This is a genomic window from Vibrio sp. R78045 (genome assembly GCF_042466085.1).
GTDB classification, from domain to species: Bacteria; Pseudomonadota; Gammaproteobacteria; order Enterobacterales; family Vibrionaceae; genus Vibrio; species Vibrio cyclitrophicus.
The window spans coordinates 698857-720747 of the sequence record NZ_JAXHBS010000013.1; the positions used below are offsets into that span (position 1 = coordinate 698857).

17 protein-coding genes, 6 tRNA genes, 3 rRNA genes and 1 riboswitch are annotated in these 21891 nt (G+C 44.8%); of the genes, 11 read left to right on the top strand and 15 right to left on the bottom strand.

What is annotated here, in order from left to right; all coding sequences use genetic code 11:
- Positions 1–15 precede the first annotated feature (15 nt).
- Both SJY39_RS13720 and SJY39_RS13725 read left to right on the top strand, forming a co-directional pair.
- The gene (locus SJY39_RS13720; RefSeq protein ID WP_010428403.1) at positions 16–990 is read left to right on the top strand and encodes an AraC family transcriptional regulator; all 975 of its coding nucleotides are present in this window, start codon (positions 16–18) and stop codon (positions 988–990) included.
- 262 nt (positions 991–1252) lie between these two features.
- Positions 1253–2587, top strand: a complete 1335-nt coding sequence (locus tag SJY39_RS13725; RefSeq protein ID WP_016785945.1) for an MATE family efflux transporter — start codon at positions 1253–1255, stop codon at positions 2585–2587.
- Between the two features lie 108 nt (positions 2588–2695).
- On the opposite strand, the gene SJY39_RS13730 is transcribed toward SJY39_RS13725, so the two are convergent.
- The 11 genes from SJY39_RS13730 to SJY39_RS13780 form a co-directional block, all read right to left on the bottom strand.
- On the bottom strand, positions 2696–2929 hold the full coding sequence (locus SJY39_RS13730; RefSeq protein ID WP_010428389.1) for a phosphonate metabolism protein: 234 nt from the start codon (positions 2927–2929) through the stop codon (positions 2696–2698).
- A gap of 206 nt (positions 2930–3135) precedes the next feature.
- Positions 3136–3226: transfer RNA gene (locus SJY39_RS13735), tRNA-Ser, on the bottom strand.
- A gap of 106 nt (positions 3227–3332) precedes the next feature.
- Positions 3333–3448 (bottom strand): 5S ribosomal RNA (gene rrf / locus SJY39_RS13740).
- A gap of 183 nt (positions 3449–3631) precedes the next feature.
- Positions 3632–6525 (bottom strand): 23S ribosomal RNA (locus SJY39_RS13745).
- A gap of 459 nt (positions 6526–6984) precedes the next feature.
- Positions 6985–7060: transfer RNA gene (locus SJY39_RS13750), tRNA-Val, on the bottom strand.
- Positions 7061–7089: 29 nt separating this feature from the next.
- Positions 7090–7165: transfer RNA gene (locus SJY39_RS13755), tRNA-Ala, on the bottom strand.
- A 25-nt stretch (positions 7166–7190) separates the two neighbouring features.
- Positions 7191–7266 (bottom strand) — tRNA-Val (locus SJY39_RS13760).
- Positions 7267–7291: 25 nt separating this feature from the next.
- Positions 7292–7367, bottom strand: a tRNA-Lys gene (locus SJY39_RS13765).
- Between the two features lie 20 nt (positions 7368–7387).
- Positions 7388–7463: transfer RNA gene (locus tag SJY39_RS13770), tRNA-Glu, on the bottom strand.
- Positions 7464–7586: 123 nt separating this feature from the next.
- Positions 7587–9141, bottom strand: a 16S ribosomal RNA gene (locus SJY39_RS13775).
- The 16S, 23S and 5S rRNA genes sit together here with 6 tRNA genes alongside, the layout of an rRNA operon.
- A gap of 619 nt (positions 9142–9760) precedes the next feature.
- Positions 9761–10285 (bottom strand): DUF3087 family protein, encoded by a 525-nt coding sequence (locus SJY39_RS13780; protein WP_016799033.1) that lies wholly within the window; start codon positions 10283–10285, stop codon positions 9761–9763.
- 256 nt (positions 10286–10541) lie between these two features.
- Here SJY39_RS13780 and trmY point away from each other — a divergent pair, with 256 nt between their 5' ends.
- Complete coding sequence (gene trmY / locus SJY39_RS13785) at positions 10542–11141, top strand: tRNA (pseudouridine(54)-N(1))-methyltransferase TrmY (protein WP_372264065.1); 600 nt, start codon at positions 10542–10544, stop codon at positions 11139–11141.
- Positions 11142–11243: 102 nt separating this feature from the next.
- Here trmY and SJY39_RS13790 read toward each other — a convergent pair whose 3' ends face one another.
- The gene (locus SJY39_RS13790; RefSeq protein WP_010433080.1) at positions 11244–12344 is read right to left on the bottom strand and encodes a permease; all 1101 of its coding nucleotides are present in this window, start codon (positions 12342–12344) and stop codon (positions 11244–11246) included.
- 233 nt (positions 12345–12577) lie between these two features.
- Here SJY39_RS13790 and SJY39_RS13795 point away from each other — a divergent pair, with 233 nt between their 5' ends.
- Both SJY39_RS13795 and sigZ read left to right on the top strand, forming a co-directional pair.
- A complete protein-coding gene (locus SJY39_RS13795) occupies positions 12578–12874 on the top strand; it encodes a helix-turn-helix transcriptional regulator (RefSeq protein WP_010433077.1) in 297 nt (98 codons plus the stop codon).
- Entirely contained in the window at positions 12858–13457 is a 600-nt protein-coding gene (sigZ, locus tag SJY39_RS13800; protein ID WP_010433074.1) for an RNA polymerase sigma factor SigZ, read from the top strand. Before SJY39_RS13795 ends, sigZ begins: the two co-directional genes overlap by 17 nt.
- Positions 13458–13581: 124 nt before the next feature.
- Here the strand turns inward: sigZ and SJY39_RS13805 are convergent, their stop codons facing one another.
- The gene (locus SJY39_RS13805) at positions 13582–14196 is read right to left on the bottom strand and encodes a YitT family protein (protein WP_010433071.1); all 615 of its coding nucleotides are present in this window, start codon (positions 14194–14196) and stop codon (positions 13582–13584) included.
- Positions 14197–14628: 432 nt separating this feature from the next.
- On the opposite strand from SJY39_RS13805, the gene SJY39_RS13810 reads away from it, so the two are divergent.
- The 4 genes from SJY39_RS13810 to SJY39_RS13825 all read left to right on the top strand — a co-directional run bounded on the left by SJY39_RS13810 (position 14629) and on the right by SJY39_RS13825 (position 17440).
- Positions 14629–14817, top strand: coding sequence for a hypothetical protein (locus SJY39_RS13810; RefSeq protein ID WP_154724269.1), 189 nt, complete (start codon positions 14629–14631; stop codon positions 14815–14817).
- Between the two features lie 15 nt (positions 14818–14832).
- Positions 14833–16044, top strand: coding sequence for an MFS transporter (locus tag SJY39_RS13815; RefSeq protein WP_016793361.1), 1212 nt, complete (start codon positions 14833–14835; stop codon positions 16042–16044).
- Positions 16045–16269: 225 nt separating this feature from the next.
- Positions 16270–16995: a sulfite exporter TauE/SafE family protein gene (locus tag SJY39_RS13820; protein ID WP_171343509.1), complete on the top strand. Its 726-nt coding sequence runs from the start codon at positions 16270–16272 to the stop codon at positions 16993–16995.
- Positions 16996–17077: 82 nt separating this feature from the next.
- Positions 17078–17440, top strand: coding sequence for an MmcQ/YjbR family DNA-binding protein (locus SJY39_RS13825; protein ID WP_010433062.1), 363 nt, complete (start codon positions 17078–17080; stop codon positions 17438–17440).
- Between the two features lie 62 nt (positions 17441–17502).
- On the opposite strand, the gene SJY39_RS13830 is transcribed toward SJY39_RS13825, so the two are convergent.
- Positions 17503–18240 carry a phosphatase PAP2 family protein gene (locus tag SJY39_RS13830; RefSeq protein ID WP_016767022.1) on the bottom strand — a complete coding sequence of 246 codons (738 nt, stop codon included), beginning with the start codon at positions 18238–18240 and terminating at the stop codon, positions 17503–17505.
- Between the two features lie 353 nt (positions 18241–18593).
- Positions 18594–18744, top strand: a riboswitch (FMN riboswitch).
- Between the two features lie 213 nt (positions 18745–18957).
- Here SJY39_RS13830 and ribB point away from each other — a divergent pair.
- On the top strand, positions 18958–19614 hold the full coding sequence (gene ribB, locus SJY39_RS13835) for a 3,4-dihydroxy-2-butanone-4-phosphate synthase (RefSeq protein ID WP_004733029.1): 657 nt from the start codon (positions 18958–18960) through the stop codon (positions 19612–19614).
- Between the two features lie 400 nt (positions 19615–20014).
- On the top strand, positions 20015–20863 hold the full coding sequence (locus SJY39_RS13840; RefSeq protein ID WP_010433054.1) for a hypothetical protein: 849 nt from the start codon (positions 20015–20017) through the stop codon (positions 20861–20863).
- A gap of 129 nt (positions 20864–20992) precedes the next feature.
- Here the strand turns inward: SJY39_RS13840 and SJY39_RS13845 are convergent, their stop codons facing one another.
- The gene (locus SJY39_RS13845; protein ID WP_010433052.1) at positions 20993–21889 is read right to left on the bottom strand and encodes a LysR family transcriptional regulator; all 897 of its coding nucleotides are present in this window, start codon (positions 21887–21889) and stop codon (positions 20993–20995) included.
- Positions 21890–21891: the final 2 nt, after the last annotated feature.

Consider the following 21891-nt stretch of genomic DNA (forward strand, 5'->3'; position numbering starts at 1 on the left):
GTAATACTAACAATAATGAAAGCATCATCGAACATAACTAACATACTATTGAGCTCTACCAGTAATATTGCCCCGTACATTGCATATTGTGACAAGAGATCGCTTGACTGGCGCAGTGTCGCTATCGAGTGCGGTTTACCAATTGAGCTAACACAGTCTAACCAATGGCTCCCTACCCAAGATTTAATTCTTTTTATTCATCGACTTGAGCGTAAGTTTGGTTATTCGATTGGTATTGAAGTTGGGCGAAAAACCTCTCTCGAACAACTTTCACCACAGCTACACCATGAGATAGAGAAATGCATATCGTTAGAACAAGCCATTCGTTGTTTGATCGCTGAAATGCCTAGTTTGAACAACCACGTCACGATATGGACCGAGAAAAAAGATGGCTTGTGGTGGTTATGTCATCGCAGTTGCTATCATCCATCAACCTCTGGATTTGAACAATCCGAATGGTTTAGATCTCTTACAGTGATTACCCTATGCCGTAAGTTTATAGACGACCAGTGGCAACCATCACGCGCTAAACTTGTCTCTACCAACAACGGTGCGCGTCAGTTACCTAAACACTTTTTTAATTCTGATATTCAGTTTGAGCAACAATATGGTGCGATTGCGATCCCACTGCCCGACGACTATCGCGCTATCTCAGAACAAAATAGTACCCAAGATTGGGATCAAGCAGTAAAGACACTGATAAACACTTACTCGACTTTACCTTGGTTCAATATTGAGTGGTTTGCGACCATGCTCGGCATGACAAAACGAACACTACAGAGAAATCTAAAGAGTAAAGGCATTCTTTTTAAAGAAGCCAAAGAACAAGTTCGTGAAACCAAGGCAAAACGGCTACTCGAAGAGACCGACCTTTCAGTTCAAGAGATCAGTTGGCAAGTTGGTTACAGTGATTTGAGCAACTTTAACCGTGCTTTCAAAGGTTGGGTTGGTATCACAGCACCAAGTTATCGGCACAAAGCGAAGCATTAGAAATAGTCGACTTAAAAACCTTTAGACCCAATCCGCCAATATAAAACTCAGAAACAAGATACGACACCGTAAATTTCAATAAGCGAACGCATAAAGTTGCATCGCACAATGCTCACATACCGATGAAACTGTGCAAAGGTAATATCGATAGATCTAATAACAATTATTGGTATCGAGCTGACCTTACGTTATCCTTTACGCAATTCTTCATTGAGAGGTTTGTCACCACAACAAGCCTAACTTCAAGACCGATAAGAGTGTTATGAATTCTACTACCGCAACTCCCTCGCCTTCTCTTGGCCGACAACTCTATACAATGACATGGCCAATGCTATTTGGGGTACTTTCCCTGATGAGCTTCCAACTTGTAGACAGTGCTTTCATTGGCCAACTGGGCGTGCTACCGCTCGCTGTTCAAGGTTTTACACTTCCGATACAGATGATCATCATTGGTATACAGGTCGGGCTAGGAATCGCAACGACCGCGGTAATTGCAAGAGCCATTGGCGCGAATGAAACGCGCTACGCTAAGCAGCTTGGTGGATTAGTGATTGCGATGGGCAGCGTGAGTGTCGCGCTTTTCTCTGTCATCATCTATCTGCTTCGTGGGCCAATTTTACAATTGTTGGATGCGCCACCGACGGTATTACCGATCATTGATTCTTATTGGATCTATTGGCTAGCCAGCTCTTGGACAGGAGCCCTACTCTACTTCTTTTACAGTGTTTGTCGTGCCAACGGTAATACCATGCTGCCCGGTTCAATGATGATCGCGACCAGTATCATCAACTTGATATTGGATCCGATTTTCATCTTTACTTTCGACATGGGCATCAATGGAGCAGCCATTGCGACCATTTTAGCGTTCGGTGCGGGCATCTTTATCGTTGCTCCTAAGGTAACTAAGAAACATTGGATGACATTTGACTGGCACGATCTCAACATTGGTAAGAGTGTTCGCTCCATTGGCAACATCATGGGACCAGCGATGATCAGTCAGCTGCTGCCACCCGTTTCATCAATGTTTGCCACTAAGCTACTTGCTAGCTATGGCACCGCTGCCGTTGCTGCTTGGGCGTTGGGTTCACGTTTTGAATTCTTCTCGATTGTCGCCGTGCTTGCACTAACGATGTCGATGCCACCAATGATTGGACGCATGTTAGGAGAGAACAACCTGATAAACATACGTAAGCTCGTTAAGATTGCAGTCATGTTCGTATTGGGTTTCCAGCTGGTGATAGCATTAGTGACTTGGTTATTTTCGAGCGGACTGGCCAACCTAATGACCAGTGAAAGCGAAGTATCAACGATTTTGAACTATCACCTACTGATCGTGCCTATTAGCTTAGGGCCATTGGGAATCTGTATGCTGATGGTTTCTGTGTCTAACGCTCTAGGCAAGTCTTACACCGCCTTGACGATTTCAGCGCTGCGCCTGTTCGCCTTCTTCTTGCCTTGCTTGTGGGTTGGTTCGCAGCTTGCTGGTATTGAAGGCCTGTTCTGGGGTGCCATGGTGGGTAATGTGCTTGCCGGTACATGTGCTTGGTTTATGTACCAACGCGCACTTGGGCAAGTCGAGGCTAAGCTTTCTAATTAATCAGTTAGCGAACTAAACGGCTTGCCAGCTAAACCGCTATAAAGTTATTAAACGAAAAAGCAGCCACCTAGGCTGCTTTTTTAGTTTCAGACTTAAAATATATTGGGGTTAGACTTGCTCAAAGTAAGCCAAAAACTCACCGCAATCTTTTTGGAATGGTGGCAATATTTCTGCTAGTGTTTCATCATCCCAATGCCACCATTCAAAGCTTTCTAATCGCTCGGCATAGCTAGGAGCATCAAACCGAGGACGCAGTTGCCAAACGCAATCGAGTATGGCGGTACGCCTTAAGCAGCGGTTGCCAACGAAAACAATCAAGCAGTTCAGGCCCTGCATCAACATAAATGAGTTAATCATTCCATTGTGTCAAAGTACTTCGCCAGCCTAAAACTGCAGTACTTCAGTTTCATTCGGGACCATTTTAAAAGGAAGTTATTTTAAATACCCGAATTCCCTATGCTAATACATGCATTGAAAGATAAACACTTGTTTTCATATGATTTTCAGACAAAAAAAGCCCGCTGATTTCTCAGCGGGCTTTTCAATGGTGGTGGAGGGATAGGGATTTGAACCCTAGAACCGCTATTAACGGTTGCCGGTTTTCAAGACCGGTGCTTTCGACCACTCAGCCATCCCTCCAACAAATTGTCATCAATAGATTAGTACACTAATGATGTTGCTAATTGCATACGCAAATAGCGATACCTTTTGTCTTCACTTTTAAAAAAGTGAAAATAAATTTAAAGCCTGGCGATGTCCTACTCTCACATGGGGAAGCCCCACACTACCATCGGCGCTATTGTGTTTCACTTCTGAGTTCGGCATGGAATCAGGTGGGTCCACAATGCTATGGTCGCCAAGCAAATTTTGCTTTTACTTTCAGTTTTTAAAAACTGAAGGCAAAATAATCTGGAAAGCTGCTTCTCTATTTAATAGAGCTATAAAAGTTTCTCACAAACTCATTCAAGCGTTTGTAGTTTTGCTTCTGCTTTTTTAAAAGCGGAAACAAACAGTTTTGAGTCCACAAAACCCCTTGGGTGTTGTATGGTTAAGCCTCACGGGCAATTAGTACAGGTTAGCTCAATGCTTCGCAGCACTTACACACCCTGCCTATCAACGTCGTAGTCTACGACAACCCTTTAGGACACTTATAGTGCCAGGGAAAACTCATCTCAAGGCTCGCTTCCCGCTTAGATGCTTTCAGCGGTTATCGATTCCGAACTTAGCTACCGGGCAATGCCATTGGCATGACAACCCGAACACCAGAGGTTCGTCCACTCCGGTCCTCTCGTACTAGGAGCAGCCCCTTTCAATTTTCCAACGCCCACGGCAGATAGGGACCGAACTGTCTCACGACGTTCTAAACCCAGCTCGCGTACCACTTTAAATGGCGAACAGCCATACCCTTGGGACCGACTTCAGCCCCAGGATGTGATGAGCCGACATCGAGGTGCCAAACACCGCCGTCGATATGAACTCTTGGGCGGTATCAGCCTGTTATCCCCGGAGTACCTTTTATCCGTTGAGCGATGGCCCTTCCATTCAGAACCACCGGATCACTATGACCTGCTTTCGCACCTGCTCGAATTGTCATTCTCGCAGTCAAGCGGGCTTATGCCATTGCACTAACCACACGATGTCCAACCGTGTTTAGCCCACCTTCGTGCTCCTCCGTTACTCTTTGGGAGGAGACCGCCCCAGTCAAACTACCCACCAGGCACTGTCCGTAATCCCGATTCAGGGACCAACGTTAGAACATCAAAACTACAAGGGTGGTATTTCAAGGACGACTCCATCACATCTAGCGACGCAATTTCATAGTCTCCCACCTATCCTACACATGTAGGTTCAATGTTCAGTGCCAAGCTGTAGTAAAGGTTCACGGGGTCTTTCCGTCTAGCCGCGGGTACACTGCATCTTCACAGCGATTTCAATTTCACTGAGTCTCGGGTGGAGACAGCGTGGCCATCATTACGCCATTCGTGCAGGTCGGAACTTACCCGACAAGGAATTTCGCTACCTTAGGACCGTTATAGTTACGGCCGCCGTTTACCGGGGCTTCGATCAAGAGCTTCGACCGAAGTCTAACCCCATCAATTAACCTTCCGGCACCGGGCAGGCGTCACACCGTATACGTCATCTTACGATTTTGCACAGTGCTGTGTTTTTAATAAACAGTTGCAGCCACCTGGTATCTGCGACTCTCGTCTGCTCCATCCGCAAGGGACTTCACTGATAAGAGCGTACCTTCTCCCGAAGTTACGGTACCATTTTGCCTAGTTCCTTCACCCGAGTTCTCTCAAGCGCCTTGGTATTCTCTACCCGACCACCTGTGTCGGTTTGGGGTACGATTCCTTACAATCTGAAGCTTAGAGGCTTTTCCTGGAAGCATGGCATCAATGACTTCACTACCGTAGTAGCTCGACATCGTATCTCAGCGTTAATAGCGGTCCGGATTTACCTAAACCACCCGCCTACATACTTGAACCTGGACAACCGTCGCCAGGCCCACCTAGCCTTCTCCGTCCCCCCATCGCAATTGTAAGAAGTACGGGAATATTAACCCGTTTCCCATCGACTACGCCTTTCGGCCTCGCCTTAGGAGTCGACTTACCCTGCCCCGATTAACGTTGGACAGGAACCCTTGGTCTTCCGGCGAGGGAGTTTTTCACTCCCTTTATCGTTACTCATGTCAGCATTCGCACTTCTGATACCTCCAGCAGCCCTTACAGACCACCTTCAACGGCTTACAGAACGCTCCCCTACCCCACATACCCTAAGGTACGTAGCCGCAGCTTCGGTGTATAGCTTAGCCCCGTTACATCTTCCGCGCAGGCCGACTCGACCAGTGAGCTATTACGCTTTCTTTAAATGATGGCTGCTTCTAAGCCAACATCCTGGCTGTCTGAGCCTTCCCACATCGTTTCCCACTTAGCTATACTTTGGGACCTTAGCTGGCGGTCTGGGTTGTTTCCCTCTCCACGACGGACGTTAGCACCCGCCGTGTGTCTCCCGGATAGTACTTACTGGTATTCGGAGTTTGCAAAGGGTTGGTAAGTCGGGATGACCCCCTAGCCTTAACAGTGCTCTACCCCCAGTAGTATTCGTCCGAGGCGCTACCTAAATAGCTTTCGGGGAGAACCAGCTATCTCCAGGTTTGATTGGCCTTTCACCCCTAGCCACAAGTCATCCGCTAATTTTTCAACATTAGTCGGTTCGGTCCTCCAGTTGATGTTACTCAACCTTCAACCTGCCCATGGCTAGATCACCTGGTTTCGGGTCTAATCCTAGCAACTGTACGCCCAGTTAAGACTCGGTTTCCCTACGGCTCCCCTAAACGGTTAACCTTGCTACTAAAATTAAGTCGCTGACCCATTATACAAAAGGTACGCAGTCACACCACGAAGGTGCTCCTACTGCTTGTACGTACACGGTTTCAGGTTCTATTTCACTCCCCTCACAGGGGTTCTTTTCGCCTTTCCCTCACGGTACTGGTTCACTATCGGTCAGTCAGTAGTATTTAGCCTTGGAGGATGGTCCCCCCATATTCAGACAGGATATCACGTGTCCCGCCCTACTCGTTTTCACTGATTATGATGTGTCGGTTACGGGGCTATCACCCTTTATTGCGAGACTTTCCAGACTCTTCACCTGCATCATTAAAAGCTTAAGGGCTAATCCAATTTCGCTCGCCGCTACTTTCGGAATCTCGGTTGATTTCTCTTCCTCGGGGTACTTAGATGTTTCAGTTCCCCCGGTTTGCCTCCTGTTGCTATGTATTCACAACAGGATACTTACTTATGTAAGTGGGTTTCCCCATTCAGGAATCCCAGACTCAAAAGGTTATTACTACCTAATCTGGGCTTATCGCAAGTTATTACGCCTTTCATCGCCTCTGACTGCCAAGGCATCCACCGTGTACGCTTAGTCACTTAACCATACAACCCGAAAGGGTTTCTATTTGCTTTCACTTTAAAAAGTGAAGACAAATAAGCGTATGGCAACTAACCAAGGTTTTTGGTTGTCATCAAGAAGGGTTAATTCTTGATGACTGTTTGCCGGACTCAATTTACTTTTTGTTTCCACTTTTTAATAAAAAGTAGAATCAAAAAATGAACAATCATTTCTGATCATTCGAATACAAGACACTTGAATGTGTTTGTTGTGTTTATGCCGTTCTTATTAAATAAGAGCAGATAAACATTGAGAACTTTTAAATTTGATTAACTTAATCACAGCCTTGGCCGTTTTGTTTTACTTTTTAAAAAGTAAAAATAATTAAGCTAATCAGTCAGCTTTCCAAATTGTTAAAGAGCAAGAGTTTTTCAAGTTTTAAACTTTCAAAACCATTTTTAAAAACTCGCTTCAGACTGTTGTCATCAAAGAATGTTTAAAGATGGTGGGCGATACCGGGCTCGAACCAGTGACCCCCTGCTTGTAAGGCAGGTGCTCTCCCAACTGAGCTAATCGCCCATAAAAGTTTTAATTCCTTATGGAAGGAATGGTGGAGCTATGCGGGATCGAACCGCAGACCTCCTGCGTGCAAGGCAGGCGCTCTCCCAGCTGAGCTATAGCCCCATATTTTTATTTCCTTGGGAGGAAATGGTGGGCGATACCGGGCTCGAACCAGTGACCCCCTGCTTGTAAGGCAGGTGCTCTCCCAACTGAGCTAATCGCCCCAAATTTTATTTCCTTGGGAGGAAATGGTGGGTCGTGCAGGATTCGAACCTGCGACCAATTGATTAAAAGTCAACTGCTCTACCAACTGAGCTAACGACCCTTTTTACTTTTTGAAGGAAGTGGTATCCCGTAGGGGAGTCGAACCCCTGTTACCGCCGTGAAAGGGCGGTGTCCTAGGCCTCTAGACGAACGGGACACTGCTAATTTATCTCCACTTTAAAAGTAGAAACAAACTTCGAAGAACTTTGGGAGCTCTTCTTCTCTTTTTCTTTCTAAACCTAATCAATCTGTGTGGACACTCATCGTAAGTATCTTCGTATAAGGAGGTGATCCAGCCCCAGGTTCCCCTAGGGCTACCTTGTTACGACTTCACCCCAGTCATGAACCACAAAGTGGTGAGCGTCCTCCCCGAAAGGTTAAACTACCCACTTCTTTTGCAGCCCACTCCCATGGTGTGACGGGCGGTGTGTACAAGGCCCGGGAACGTATTCACCGTGACATTCTGATTCACGATTACTAGCGATTCCGACTTCATGGAGTCGAGTTGCAGACTCCAATCCGGACTACGACGCACTTTTTGGGATTCGCTCACTATCGCTAGCTTGCTGCCCTCTGTATGCGCCATTGTAGCACGTGTGTAGCCCTACTCGTAAGGGCCATGATGACTTGACGTCGTCCCCACCTTCCTCCGGTTTATCACCGGCAGTCTCCCTGGAGTTCCCGACATGACTCGCTGGCAAACAAGGATAAGGGTTGCGCTCGTTGCGGGACTTAACCCAACATTTCACAACACGAGCTGACGACAGCCATGCAGCACCTGTCTCAGAGCTCCCGAAGGCACACCTGCGTCTCCGCTGGCTTCTCTGGATGTCAAGAGTAGGTAAGGTTCTTCGCGTTGCATCGAATTAAACCACATGCTCCACCGCTTGTGCGGGCCCCCGTCAATTCATTTGAGTTTTAATCTTGCGACCGTACTCCCCAGGCGGTCTACTTAACGCGTTAGCTCCGAAAGCCACGGCTCAAGGCCACAACCTCCAAGTAGACATCGTTTACGGCGTGGACTACCAGGGTATCTAATCCTGTTTGCTCCCCACGCTTTCGCATCTGAGTGTCAGTGTCTGTCCAGGGGGCCGCCTTCGCCACTGGTATTCCTTCAGATCTCTACGCATTTCACCGCTACACCTGAAATTCTACCCCCCTCTACAGCACTCTAGTTCACCAGTTTCAAATGCAGTTCCGAGGTTGAGCCCCGGGCTTTCACATCTGACTTAATGAACCACCTGCATGCGCTTTACGCCCAGTAATTCCGATTAACGCTCGCACCCTCCGTATTACCGCGGCTGCTGGCACGGAGTTAGCCGGTGCTTCTTCTGTTGCTAACGTCAAGATGCGCAGCTATTAACTACACACCCTTCCTCACAACTGAAAGTACTTTACAACCCGAAGGCCTTCTTCATACACGCGGCATGGCTGCATCAGGCTTTCGCCCATTGTGCAATATTCCCCACTGCTGCCTCCCGTAGGAGTCTGGACCGTGTCTCAGTTCCAGTGTGGCTGATCATCCTCTCAGACCAGCTAGGGATCGTCGCCTTGGTGAGCCATTACCTCACCAACTAGCTAATCCCACCTAGGCATATCTTGACGCGAGAGGCCCGAAGGTCCCCCTCTTTGGCCCGTAGGCATCATGCGGTATTAGCCATCGTTTCCAATGGTTATCCCCCACATCAAGGCAATTTCCTAGGCATTACTCACCCGTCCGCCGCTCGACGCCCATTAACGCACCCGAAGGATTGTTAGTGTCGTTTCCGCTCGACTTGCATGTGTTAGGCCTGCCGCCAGCGTTCAATCTGAGCCATGATCAAACTCTTCAATTTAAGATTTTGTCGGCTCAATGAATACTGACTTCAAAACTAATATTCATTGCTCTTTCGAAAAAGATTGATGAACATGTAATTCTAAAGCTATTACCCCTCTCTTCTTAAATAAATAAGAACAGAATGGTAATGAATTGACTGTGCCAAATACTTTCTTTCCACAAGAGAAAGTAGTTATTCGTATTGGTCACTCAGTTCATTGAAACCAAAGTTGATTCCGAGGAATCTGTTTTACTTCTCTTAATAAAAAGGGAAGATAAAACGTTTTGATATTCATCAACGAGTGCCCACACAGATTGATAGGTTTAAATTTTTAAAGAGCTTTGCTTATCGAAACTTTCTTTTTACAAAGAAACCCTTGAAAGCGGACGTGAATTCTAGCGATTTAATCTTAAGTGTCAAACACTTTTTAAAATTAATTCCTTTCGAACTTTCCGTCTTACTGATTACTGCTGAAGCCTTGTGGCGTCTACCGTGTCAGTGAGGCGGCATTATAGAGATCATCGAAAACATGGCAACCCCTTTTTTGATAAAAATTCAAAAAAGTAGCTTAAGCGGCTACTTTTACGTCAAAACCCGCTTTCACAGGTTAAAGCTCATACAATCAAGAGCATATAACTTAGAATTTTGCGACTAGATCTTTCGAAAATGCCTCTATATCCAGTTCAATACTCCACTTTTCACTTAGCTCCACTATGTTATCTAGCGATTGCTGAACCGTTTTTATCGTCAATGTATTGTTATCTAGGTCGTATACCTGTTTTTGCGTAGTGTAATAGAAGTAAAGGATAATTAATGCTTCTCGATCGCCTTGCTCAGCTTTTAGTTGAATACGCTTAAGCTTACGATAGATTTGATTGTGAACTTGTTTAAGGTTCCACACATAAAGCGCCTCTTTAAAGTAATCATGCCCTTTCACACGACTCGCGATAAAGGCATTCAGTGCGACTGATAAAATCACCCCGAGTACATTCAAATGGAAATTGCCTGTCGCTTCCCCACTAGCGGACCCAGCTGAACCAAAAAGTTCAATCAGAATGCTACCGAATACGATAGCAAACAAGGCGAGTGACCCAACTAACGAAACCAACAGCAGGTTCATCTTCTTTCTATATTCTTCTTTATTGATTTTCTGTAACTTCATCGACTACTTCCTTAAGTAAGTCACCTAATAATTTGCGCATACTATCTACGTAAACATTGGGTCGCTTCAACCCTTACCATCTTGTAATGTGGTCATTCTCTATTTAATACGCAGAGTTCTTCTGGTTGGCGCTATAAGCAACTCTATTTGACTTCATTAATAGAAAAGAGTTACATACCGCCACAATTTTGGTTATTCATAAATTCATGTTGATAAAGTCCGTTTAGCTTTATCACATACTGACAAGGTACATTCCATGCGTTCATTTGTATTACGCGCTCGCGCAGCCCCTACAGAGAGTAAACTTATCTTAGAAGGTGTTGGGCAAAACGCTCATACCGAGATTCTGGCTCATACTCTGATGAACACGATCTTCGTTGCTCAATCTCACCGTGAGAATGTCACCGTGCACCTTGTGCTAGAGAGTACTAAAGACTTTTCACGTACCATTACATTCGATTCAAATGAAATCACCAACATTGGTGGCTTTCATGAATCTGCACTGTTATCTGCGGTAGTAAGAGCGGTTGACGCTTCTCAAGGCATGACAAAAGAACAGACACGTCAGGTAGAACCGGGCATCACTGTCCGTACCATGAGCTTTGAAAAGTTGGTCAAAGAACTGGCCGAAGACCACCAGCTGTACATGATGGATAAGAAAGGCGACATTATCCGTGATGCAGAGATTGCGGAAAACCCATGTTTCCTTCTAACTGACCACATCCCTATGCCAAAGAAAAGCTACAACAGCTTAAAGCGTTTAGGAACAGAGAAAATCAGTTTAGGTCCGAACATGCTGTTCGCTTCTCAGTGTGTAGTGTTGATCAACAATGAGCTTGATATTCGCGGTTTCTAACCTCCTAGCTAATTATCTAAACAAAAAAAGAGCTCACTTAGTTGAGCTCTTTTGCTTATTTACCTCTCAGTATCGATGGTGTTATCTCGAAATCAGGCCTGATTAACCAAAGATGAAGCTGTATAGGAAGCCTGCACCCATCGCCATGCTTAGGATAACGAATAGGAATGCTGCAATCATTTGATTCTTAAAGATTGATTTAAGCAGGATAACTTCCGTTAAACTTGCGCCTGCACTACCAATGATCAATGCCATTACTGAACCCAACGCCATACCTTTTTGTACTAAAGCTGCACTTAGTGGGATTACCGCTTCAGCACGAATGTACAGTGGAATACCAATCACGGCTGCTACTGGAATCGCATACCACATACCTTCACCAGCGTACTGTGCAATGAGGTCTGTAGGAATGAAGCCGTAGATGAATGAACCAATCGCGATACCCATCATTAGATAAGGGAATACTTGTTTGAAGTCTTTCCAAGTTGAGAACCAAATTCTCATCCAACGGCTAGGTTCTTTCTTCTCTACGATTTCAGCCGTCGCGCTTCCATCCGTTGAGCAGCCTGACACAGTCACTTGTGGTTCTTCTTTTTTCGAATCGCAGCAAGATGTCTCTTTTGCCATTACAGGCGCAGGCTCACCACATGCACTTGTACCACATGAAGATTCCGCTTTAACAGGTACTGCTTTCTTAGGGGCAGAGTCATCACAGCTAGTCCCACAGCTTGAAGCTGAACCTGACGATTCATACGCTTCAGGTTTTACGTAACGCTCAAAGCCAAGCTTCTCAAGTGCGTAACCTGCGACTACCGATACCGTCATTGCTACTAAGAAGTAGAACACAGCCACTTGCCAGCCGAACGTAATCACGAACAAGCCAATGATCACCGGGTTCAAGAGTGGGCTACCGAATAGGAACACCATCATTGGACCAAAACCTGCTCTTGCACGCAGCAATCCTTTTAGGAAAGGAATCGTCGAACATGAACAGAAAGGCGTAATCGCACCCAATAGTGCAGCAACCACATAGCCCTTACCGTTACGTGAGCTCAAGATAGATTGAATCTTTTCTGGCGTAAGAAACTCTTGCAGAATCCCAACAATGTAGCTGATCGCCAAAAAAAGGATGATTAGCTCTACTGCTAAGAAAGCGAACATATCAAGTGCGTCTTTTAGCATTGTTAACATTTCATTGCTCATAATAACTCCAAACTGGATTTAAGGCGGGACTCTATGAGGAAAGTAACTAACCCTTAATTTCGAATATTCTCGAATTATAGAAATAAACAGCTACAGTTCAAGGTTTATTTCGATAAATATCGAAATAAATTTTGGAAAACACTATTTTACAATGACTTACATAGCCACAGTTTTTAAATTTGAATTGTTCTTATATTTCGACTAACATCGAAATTAAAACTTGAGGGGTTAATATGAACTTAGAAGTCGTTGCGAAAGCACTTAAAGAGTTGGGCCACCCTGTTCGCCTAACCATTTATAAAAGTGTTGTTAAAGCTGGCTACCAAGGCATTGCAGTTGGCGGCCTACAAGAAGAACTAGGCATTCCCGGTTCTACCTTGTCTCATCACATATCAAGCTTGGCGTCTGCGGGTTTAATCAGCCAAAGACGAGAAGGAAGAACGTTATTCTGCGTGGCGGAGTATGAATGTCTAGAAGGCGTGATTGATTTCTTACAAGACGAGTGTTGCGTAAATGAACAGTGCAACTAAGGCACCTTTGAATAGGGCATCTTTGGACTTAGAACAGGTTTGGGCTGAATATCAGCAAGCGTTAAAGTCATTCCTGTATTCCAAGGTCAACAACTCTGCGGATGTAGACGACTTGCTTCAAGATATCTTGATTAAGACTTATCAGAACTTAGATAAGGTACAAGATGCGAGCAACGTAAAGTCGTGGCTATTCCAATTAGCCAATCACACGATTATCGACTTCTACCGTAAGCATGCACGCCAACAACGTGATAGCCAAATTGATGCTGAAGATCTGTGGTTTACCGATTTAGACCACGACTCTGAGTTCAAACAAAAGCTCTCATTGTGTATTGAACCTTTTATTCAGGTACTGCCAGAACAAAGCTCATCGTTACTGCTTGCTGTCGACATCAAAGGCCAAAGCCAGAAAGAGATCGCAGAGGCGCAAAACGTCAGCTACTCAACGGTTAAGTCTCGCGTTCAGAAAAGTCGTTGGGATCTTAAGAACCTGTTTGAAGAGTGCTGTAACCTGTCACTTGATCAACAAGGCAATGTGATTGATTGCGAACTCAAGCCAGACAACGATTGCAACAACTGTTAATCGTTGCATTGAAATAGAACAAAGCCAGCAATTGATGCTGGCTTTGTTGTTTTTATAATCTGCAAATCACTTTGCTTAAGCTAACCTAGTGCTTGAGCGAACCTAACTACTCTGCTTCCACTTACTAAGCTGCTTCCGCTTTGACGACCGGTTGATAGCGCCCAGGCTTATGGTTCATCGCTAGAATCAAGTTGGTGACTATCGCACCAAGCACAGACAATAGAACCAGTGACACGTCAACAATAAACAGTGAAAGCACTACAATCGTACAGTCTAACGCCATCTGAACTTTGCCCGCTCGAATACCAAAACGTTCTTGTAAGAATAACGCCAAAATGTTGAAGCCACCTAAACTCATCTTATGACGGAAAATCACCAGCATACCGGTACCAATTAGGCCACCACCCAATAACGCAGCATACAATGCATGAATTTCGGCAATTTGAATCACGTGATACAAGTGATCCACAGCGAACGAAACAATCGAAACGGCAATAAAGGTATTGACGGTGAAACGCCAGCCCATACGAGCAACCGACAAAATATAGAAAGGTAAGTTGAGTGCAAAGAACACTTGGCCAAAGCTTAAGTCAGTTACTTTGGTAATGAAAATTGCTAAACCAGCCGTGCCTCCAGTGAGCAAACCGACCTGATTGAAAAAGATAACGCCGAGTGAAACCAGTGCGCTACCTAAGATCAGTGCCAGTAAGTTTTCGCGAAAGTTATGATCTTTATCCATGTGAATGACTCTCCCTGAATCTTTTAACATCGCGTTTCAGTAGTTTTGAAACGATTTACGCCCAAATTTACGATGTTTAACAAATAAGTCGAGTGAACGAACGATGTTGGTTAGTGATTAGTTTGTATATTAGTTTTTACAGCTTTGTGAAAACCAATATAAAGCAATAACTTAAACTCTCGATTTTGATCTTTTATTCTGAATCTCAGGATTTTATAGATTAACCAGCGAACATCCATTTTTTCTATTTACTGGTCATATTTCGCTCGAATACTCACGACGAATAAATCTATGCATAAAACGCATAAAATAAATCACAAATAGTCATTTGATACATTAACCACTCGTCATTATGATGCGCGGCCTCTTACAACAGTGAGCTAATGTAAACACCTTATGTTTTCACAATCTCTTTTTGCCCAATTGGCCAGGATGATGCTATTTCTCGTCATTAGTTTGGTTATTGTGCATCACAGTCAGCCATTGATTGATCTTTTGGCTCAGCATGCCGTGAGCAGTGGCTGCCACCAGCAGTCAGCGCATGAGCACTCCGGGCACGAACATCACCATGATATGACTGAACAACCCATGTCAGAGCAAGACCACTCACACCACCATTAATTTAAGAGTATTAGAATGAGCATTTTCCGTTTTCCTTTACTGGTATGGCTTGGGATAGGCACACTTATTATCAGTCTAGGGATCAGACAATCATTCGGCATTTTCATGATGCCAATTTCAGAGCATTTCGGCACGGGTCGAGAGTTTTTCAGCTTCGCGGTTGCTCTACAAAACCTTTTGTTCGGCGTGTTCCAGCCTTTTGTTGGTATGGCCGCTGACAAATGGGGAGCAAGACGCATCATTATTGCAGGCGCATGTGCTTACAGTTTGGGTTTACTTCTTACCTCAATTTCTACCGAATCGAGCATGCTTTACGTTTCACTGGGTGCACTGGTTGGCCTTGGGTTAAGTGCGACAAGTTATGTAATCGTGTTAGGCGCGGTAGCCAAAGTAGTACCTGCAGAGCATTCGGCTAAAGCGTTTGGCTTAACCACTGCTGCTGGTTCATTTGGTATGTTCGCGGTGATTCCGGGCGCGCAATACATGCTGAACGAATTTGATTGGCAGAGTGCAATGCAAGTGTTTGGCGTGCTGTGTTGTTTCATGATCTCTTTTGCCCTGTTTATGCGAGCGCCTAAAGTAGCCTCAAACAAACAAGCGCAAGCAGAAGAGAACCAAACTCTGAAAGAAGCAATGTCTGAAGCATTTGCTCATAAAGGTTACTGGTTAATTCACGCAGGCTTCTTCGTGTGTGGTTTCCATGTAATGTTTATAGCAACGCACTTACCTAGCTACTTAGCAGACAAAGACCTACCGGCGAGCAGCGCAGCAATGGCACTGGCTTACGTTGGCATCTTCAACATCTTCGGGTCTTACTTCTGGGGTGTAATGGGCGATAAGTTCAGCAAGCGTCATGTAATGTCGGCACTGTACTTAGTGCGTACCGTGGTTATCGGAGCGTTTGTCACTTTGCCTGTTACTGAGTCAACCGCGGCTATCTTCGGTGCGGCGATTGGTTTTTGTTGGTTGGGTACGGTTCCGCTAACTTCTGGCTTAGTTCGTCAGATCTTCGGTGCTCGTTACCTGTCGACGTTGTACGGTTTGGTGTTCTTTACTCACCAAGTAGGTAGCTTCCTAGGCGCTTGGGTTGGCGGTCGTATTTACGATTACTACGGTTCTTACGAGCCAATCTGGTGGTCAACGGTAGTACTGGCGTTTGCAGCAGCACTTATTCATTTACCCATCAATGACAAACCCATTGAACGACTGAAATTGGCAATGGCTTAACGTTTTATGCTGACACCCCCATCAGCGAAAAACTAACAGTCATTCCAATAAAGAGAGTGATTATTGAAGGATAACATCTTGAGGTATCCACTCTCTTTTTCGTTGCACGTTATATCAACGATGAAAACGGTCGATATTTACATAAACATCACTGAATAATAAGACTATTATTTTCGTTTTAATTTATAGTACCCACCCGATCCTTTAAAACTAATCCGCAGGCTTATGGAATACATCGATCAGACTGTCCTTATAGCAATGGCACTCATTTTTGTCGGCTCGTTTGTGCAAACCGCAATCGGCTTTGGTTTGGCTATAGTGGCAGCCCCACTGCTGTTTTTGGTCTCTCCAGACTATGTACCTGCGCCTATCTGTCTCGTTGGCCTATTCATTTCTATATTTAACGCTTTTAAACATCGAGCGAATATTTCTATTGGCGGATTAAAAATCGCATTGCTGGGCCGCATTCCGGGTTCACTGGCAGGCGGAGCTTTGTTGGTGATGGTTTCAACGAGCGTGTTGTCATTATGGTTGGGCTTATTGGTCGTATTTGCCGTGATTGTTAGCCTACTGCCCTTTAGACTCGAACCAACCCCAACTAAGATGGGTATTGCGGGGTTCTTTTCTGGGTTCTTTGGCACCAGTTCGGGTATTGGTGGTCCACCGATGGCACTGCTGCTACAACACCAAGATGCCAATCAGCTTCGTGGTAACCTTTCTGCGTTTTTCGTGTTTAGTTCGATCATCTCGTTACTGGTACAGATCCCGATTGGCTTCTTCACCATGCACCATTTGATCATAACCATCCCTTTACTGCCAGCAGCTTGGTTGGGTTACAAGGTGGCATTGATGACGACACAAAGCATCCCTAAAGAGAAGATACGCATTGGTTCATTGCTGCTATGTTCTATCAGTGGCTTTACGGCAATCTGGCAGGGGCTAGTGGGCTAGTGAGTGGCGATAAAGACGGGAAGAAGAAAATTCTTAGAGAATCAACACAGATCAAGCCCCTTAGCGATAAAAAGGACATTCTATGACTTACGATGAATTCAACGCATTCTGCGAGTCACTACCTGCAACCAGTTATGTGATGCAGTGGAATAACTCGCACGTTTGGAAAGTGGGTGGCAAGGTGTTTTCGATTGGTGGTTGGGGACCGAAAGATGAGCCTGCGTTTATCTTCAAGACATCCGATCAGAATTTCGATTTTCTCAAAGAAGAGCAGGGATATAAACCCGCGCCCTACTTTGCTTCGCGCGGAATGAAGTGGATTCAGCTTTTTGAAAGCACATCAGAAAGGGATGAGGAACTGAGATATTACCTCACTGAATCACACCGAGTTGTCTCATTAGGGCTAACTAAAAAGAAACAAGCAGAGCTAGGGCTCAATCAATAACGTTTATTTCGTATTGCTAATCTGAGCCCTTCTTTTACAGTGAGGCAGAATCCCTAAGAAGTCTATTTCAAAAATACAGGTAAATAGCGTTCTATTTTTTGCTCTGAGATAAGCGGCACCAATAAATAGATCAAACCTGCAAAGGCAATAGATCCGGCTAAGTCTTCTGGGCGATGCATGCCAAGCCAAACTCGGCTGTAAGCGACACCACCAGCCCAAACCAGTAAACCACCTACCAAATAAAAACGCTTCGCTTCTAAAAACAATCCACCGAAGAACGCCAAACACACACCGACGAAAATCATGTGTCCAGATGGGAAAGAGTAGTCCGTTTCACCCAGCCAGTGACGCGTTCGCCACTCACTCACCTCATCTTGCACAGATGCAATTGCTGCGTTCTTTTCCATTAGTGGCAGTTCATAAAACACTTCGGGCATTTCAACGACTTCTTGCGTCACCAAATACTCAGAATAAGGACGAGGGCTTTCTGTTGAATGCTTTAAGAAGGTTTTCGCTGCAAAGCTAAGAACCAACAACAGGCCAAGCTGCAGACAAAGGCTGGCTATCTTAGCTTTGGAAAATTTCATCGCGAGCAATACCAGAGACAAAACAGCTAGCGTTACCAAGAATCCTTGGTTACCTGCTGAGTACGTCACGAACGTCATGAAGGCGCCATAGAAAGGCAAAACCGCACTTCCAAGGTCAAAGTCCGATCCAAAGATCAAAAAAGGTATGAGAGAATACAAACTTAGAACGAGCAGCAATAAGCCTTTGGATTTGTTAGAGAACAGAGAAGTCATGGCTAAGATCTTTTAGATGAAGTGGTCTGATGCTATCGCAGCTTAGCATCACCAATATCAATTTTATGTCAAAACGGTCAGTCAGCCGTCATGGTGTAACGATATTCGATTAATAGACCTATCGAGTATTGATTCGGTGAACAGCCACGCCAACACCAATAACATTCAACATCCACTTATGTTCATAGAGACAGCAAAGACCACTAAAGACGGCCTGACGCGTTCTGCTGATAAAGTGAACACTTACCGGGTTATACGACCAGAATCTTAAAAACTTTGCTGTCAGTCCTTTAAATCCAGTATTGAAAGGATTACCATCTGGTCTGCTTTCAAAAGCAAAACAGATTATTAATTTTTATTCTCAGGGCGGGGCGAAATTCCCCACCGGCGGTATGTCCTTAGCAAAATCTAAAGATAAGCCCGCGAGCGCTCGATTCGTCGAGGTCAGCAGATCTGGTGAGATGCCAGAGCCGACGGTCATAGTCCGGATGAGAGAGAATGAAAACACACTCGTTTAAGTTGGAAAGGCACACCCGCGTGAATTGGGTTCGTACCTCCAACTTAGGCGGGTGCATTTCGTTTTGGATAAAACCATAATGAGCTAAAGCCAATCATAGTACGATTGGTACAAGCCTACTTGTAATGAGTTGGCTTTGTTGTGCTCGGTTGAGATCCCTCATACAGCCCTGATTCTGGTGATATTTTAGGAGTTTAACCATGAATCAGTCTTCACTACTTGCCGAATTTGGCGAACCAATCACTCGCGTTGAAAACGCACTGCAAGCTCTACGCGAAGGTCGTGGCGTACTTTTACTCGATGATGAAGATCGCGAGAACGAAGGCGACATCATCTACTCAGTAGAACACCTAACCAATGCTCAAATGGCGCTTATGATCCGCGAATGCAGCGGCATTGTGTGCCTGTGTCTAACCGACGAGCAAGCAAATCAACTTGAACTTCCACCTATGGTTGTTGATAACAACAGCGCAAACCAAACTGCGTTTACCGTAACTATCGAAGCAAAAGTGGGTGTAACAACAGGTGTTTCTGCCGCTGACCGTGTAACAACGATCAAGACAGCTGCAAACCCAACAGCTAAGCCTACTGATCTTGCTCGCCCAGGCCACGTATTTCCGTTACGTGCGCGTAAAGGTGGCGTACTTGCACGCCGCGGTCACACAGAAGGCACTGTGGATCTTATGCAAATGGCAGGTCTTCAATCAGCAGGCGTACTGTGTGAAGTAACCAATCCAGACGGCACGATGGCAAAAGCGCCAGAGATCGTTGCTTTCGGTAAAATGCACAACATGCCAGTACTGACCATTGAAGATATGGTGATGTACCGCACCGAGTTCGACCTTAAGCTTGCATAACGTTTAATCGTTAACTCTCAATACTGACGGTCAGCAATCATCAAAATAGATACAAACGTCAGAATGAATATTGAAAGGCCTCACTACTTATTGCTATTTCTAGTTAAAAGCATATAAAGAGTGAGGCCTTTTCGTTTCTGTATCTTGCCCTAAAACATGCTGCGCATTGAGTGTGATTAATGACAAAGCCTTGTATTAAAACACACCAAATCAATAAGTTTAACCTCTCAAAAATTACCGCAATAACTGAAACGTTTTCACTCAATTGGTGACCTTATGCACCAATATTGATCACCCATAATTACCGATAAAACATAAGCAATTGAAATGTAAGATTTATTTATTTTGGCACGGTGTCTGCACTACCACTAAGTAGGTATGCAAATATTAGGAGTTGAATATGTTTGTAGTTATTTCAGTGGGTTTATCGATTGCAGTGCTTGCTGCACTGTTTCACTTTTCAAAAAAGAGACAGACAGCGCTATCACATAGGTTTGAAACTTTAGTTCTACTCAGAGAGCTACTGTTGTTATCACGTAAACATCGCGCCGCAACACACTACGCTCTTGCTTATAAGTTGTCTAGCGACTCGATTCGTAAAGTGAATGAGATTTACGACAACATACTTGAAGTATCTGAACTGCTTCAATCTCATGTGTCGTTCGATAGCCGTCCTATGTATCGCATCTATCACCTCAAGCTCATCGCCATGCACAGTGACTGGCAAAACCGAACTTTGGTACGTAACCAATCAATTCACGGCAAGACGATTCGTCACAGCATGTTCTTGATGGATGAAGTCATGATCATATGGCTGATTCAATCTGAACGAGAAGACATGAGTAGTGAATACCATATGAATTGGCAACAAATCTTGGATTGCATGGAAATCCTGACCAAACTACGAATGTGCATACCTGATATGGAAAAACCTGAAGAGTATGCGAGATTCAAGTTCTATGCATCTCAGACACACCGTAAGCTCAATCAATTATCAATGATCTGCCCTATCAGTAGCGGCTCACCGATTTGTACACGTGCGATGCATGCACTCACTGAGATCGCATCAAGCACCGAAGCAACTCAACCGGCAGATACCATGTACGAATTGACAAGCGATATATCAACCGTCGTTTCAAAAGTATACGACCAAGTATTGACGGACATAACCAGAAGCTTGTATCGACCTTTACCTGACATCAACGAAAAGGCGATAGACACCCGATTATCCGTACATCATTACATGTAAAGACTTCGTGAGAGGAGAGCGTGCTGGAACTCTGAATTATTGAGTTCAAATCCGATATCACCTTTGATATCGGATTTTTGTATTTATATGTTTATGCCTTGTGTACTTGTGTACTTAGGATATATAACCTCAAACATCCTCAGATTTAATATCGCTAGACCAAGCTTCTGCAGCAAAATCAATAAACTGACGAACAACAGGGAGTTGATAGCTGCGTGATAGATACACCGCCCAAAGTATACTACTCGGTGAAACAAAACCCCCTAACACCTTTTGTAATTTACCATCAGCAATCAATGGATTCGCTAGATCGCATGGGAGGCGTACGATCCCTTTTCCATGCTGTGCGGCTCGGGTTAACACCTCAACATCGTTGGCTTTAATGGTCCCAGACACCTCAACTGAATAATGTTGGTTATCTTTCACGAAATCCCATTTAGTCACACTAAGGTGGCGAAAGCAATTATGTTGTCGAAGTTCTTCAATTGTTTTAGGTTCTCCATGCTTGTCTAGATAAGCAGCAGATGCACACACAACCGAGTCGATTTCCATCAGCTTTCTGGCAATTAAGTTTTCATCAGGTTGATCGGTATATCGAAGGGCAATATCAATTCGCTCATCCACCAACTGAGTAAAACGATCCGAAGCAAAAAGTTCGACCATAATATTAGGGTGGCGTTCAGTGAACTGCTCGACCACATCCAATAACATGTTTTGAGTCAGCCCAATAGGCGCTGCGATTCGAATTGTCCCGGAAAGATCATCGGTTTGATTAAGCGCAGTAACCTCTAGCTCTGCGGTCTCATGAAGTATTTTTTCACAGCGTTGTAATGCGATTTCCCCTGCCGCCGTCAAACTCACCTTTCGAGTTGTTCTATGCAAAAGTCTTTGCTTTAGCCACGCTTCTATCTCTTGAACGTGGCGCGATACCTGTAAACGGCTCATATCCAAATGCTCTGCCGCTTGCGTAAAGCTGGCACAATTTGCCACTTCGACAAAACTACGCATCGCCGTCAACCTATCCATAA

Coding starts and splice junctions, on each gene's coding strand:
- SJY39_RS13720 (WP_010428403.1), top strand. CDS start 16: ATGAAAGCATCATCGAACATAACTAACATACTATTGAGCTCTACCAGT.
- SJY39_RS13725 (WP_016785945.1), top strand. CDS start 1,253: ATGAATTCTACTACCGCAACTCCCTCGCCTTCTCTTGGCCGACAACTC.
- SJY39_RS13730 (WP_010428389.1), bottom strand. CDS start 2,929: ATGTTGATGCAGGGCCTGAACTGCTTGATTGTTTTCGTTGGCAACCGC.
- SJY39_RS13780 (WP_016799033.1), bottom strand. CDS start 10,285: ATGAAGTTACAGAAAATCAATAAAGAAGAATATAGAAAGAAGATGAAC.
- trmY (WP_372264065.1), top strand. CDS start 10,542: ATGCGTTCATTTGTATTACGCGCTCGCGCAGCCCCTACAGAGAGTAAA.
- SJY39_RS13790 (WP_010433080.1), bottom strand. CDS start 12,344: ATGAGCAATGAAATGTTAACAATGCTAAAAGACGCACTTGATATGTTC.
- SJY39_RS13795 (WP_010433077.1), top strand. CDS start 12,578: ATGAACTTAGAAGTCGTTGCGAAAGCACTTAAAGAGTTGGGCCACCCT.
- sigZ (WP_010433074.1), top strand. CDS start 12,858: ATGAACAGTGCAACTAAGGCACCTTTGAATAGGGCATCTTTGGACTTA.
- SJY39_RS13805 (WP_010433071.1), bottom strand. CDS start 14,196: ATGGATAAAGATCATAACTTTCGCGAAAACTTACTGGCACTGATCTTA.
- SJY39_RS13810 (WP_154724269.1), top strand. CDS start 14,629: ATGATGCTATTTCTCGTCATTAGTTTGGTTATTGTGCATCACAGTCAG.
- SJY39_RS13815 (WP_016793361.1), top strand. CDS start 14,833: ATGAGCATTTTCCGTTTTCCTTTACTGGTATGGCTTGGGATAGGCACA.
- SJY39_RS13820 (WP_171343509.1), top strand. CDS start 16,270: ATGGAATACATCGATCAGACTGTCCTTATAGCAATGGCACTCATTTTT.
- SJY39_RS13825 (WP_010433062.1), top strand. CDS start 17,078: ATGACTTACGATGAATTCAACGCATTCTGCGAGTCACTACCTGCAACC.
- SJY39_RS13830 (WP_016767022.1), bottom strand. CDS start 18,240: ATGACTTCTCTGTTCTCTAACAAATCCAAAGGCTTATTGCTGCTCGTT.
- ribB (WP_004733029.1), top strand. CDS start 18,958: ATGAATCAGTCTTCACTACTTGCCGAATTTGGCGAACCAATCACTCGC.
- SJY39_RS13840 (WP_010433054.1), top strand. CDS start 20,015: ATGTTTGTAGTTATTTCAGTGGGTTTATCGATTGCAGTGCTTGCTGCA.
- SJY39_RS13845 (WP_010433052.1), bottom strand. CDS start 21,889: ATGGATAGGTTGACGGCGATGCGTAGTTTTGTCGAAGTGGCAAATTGT.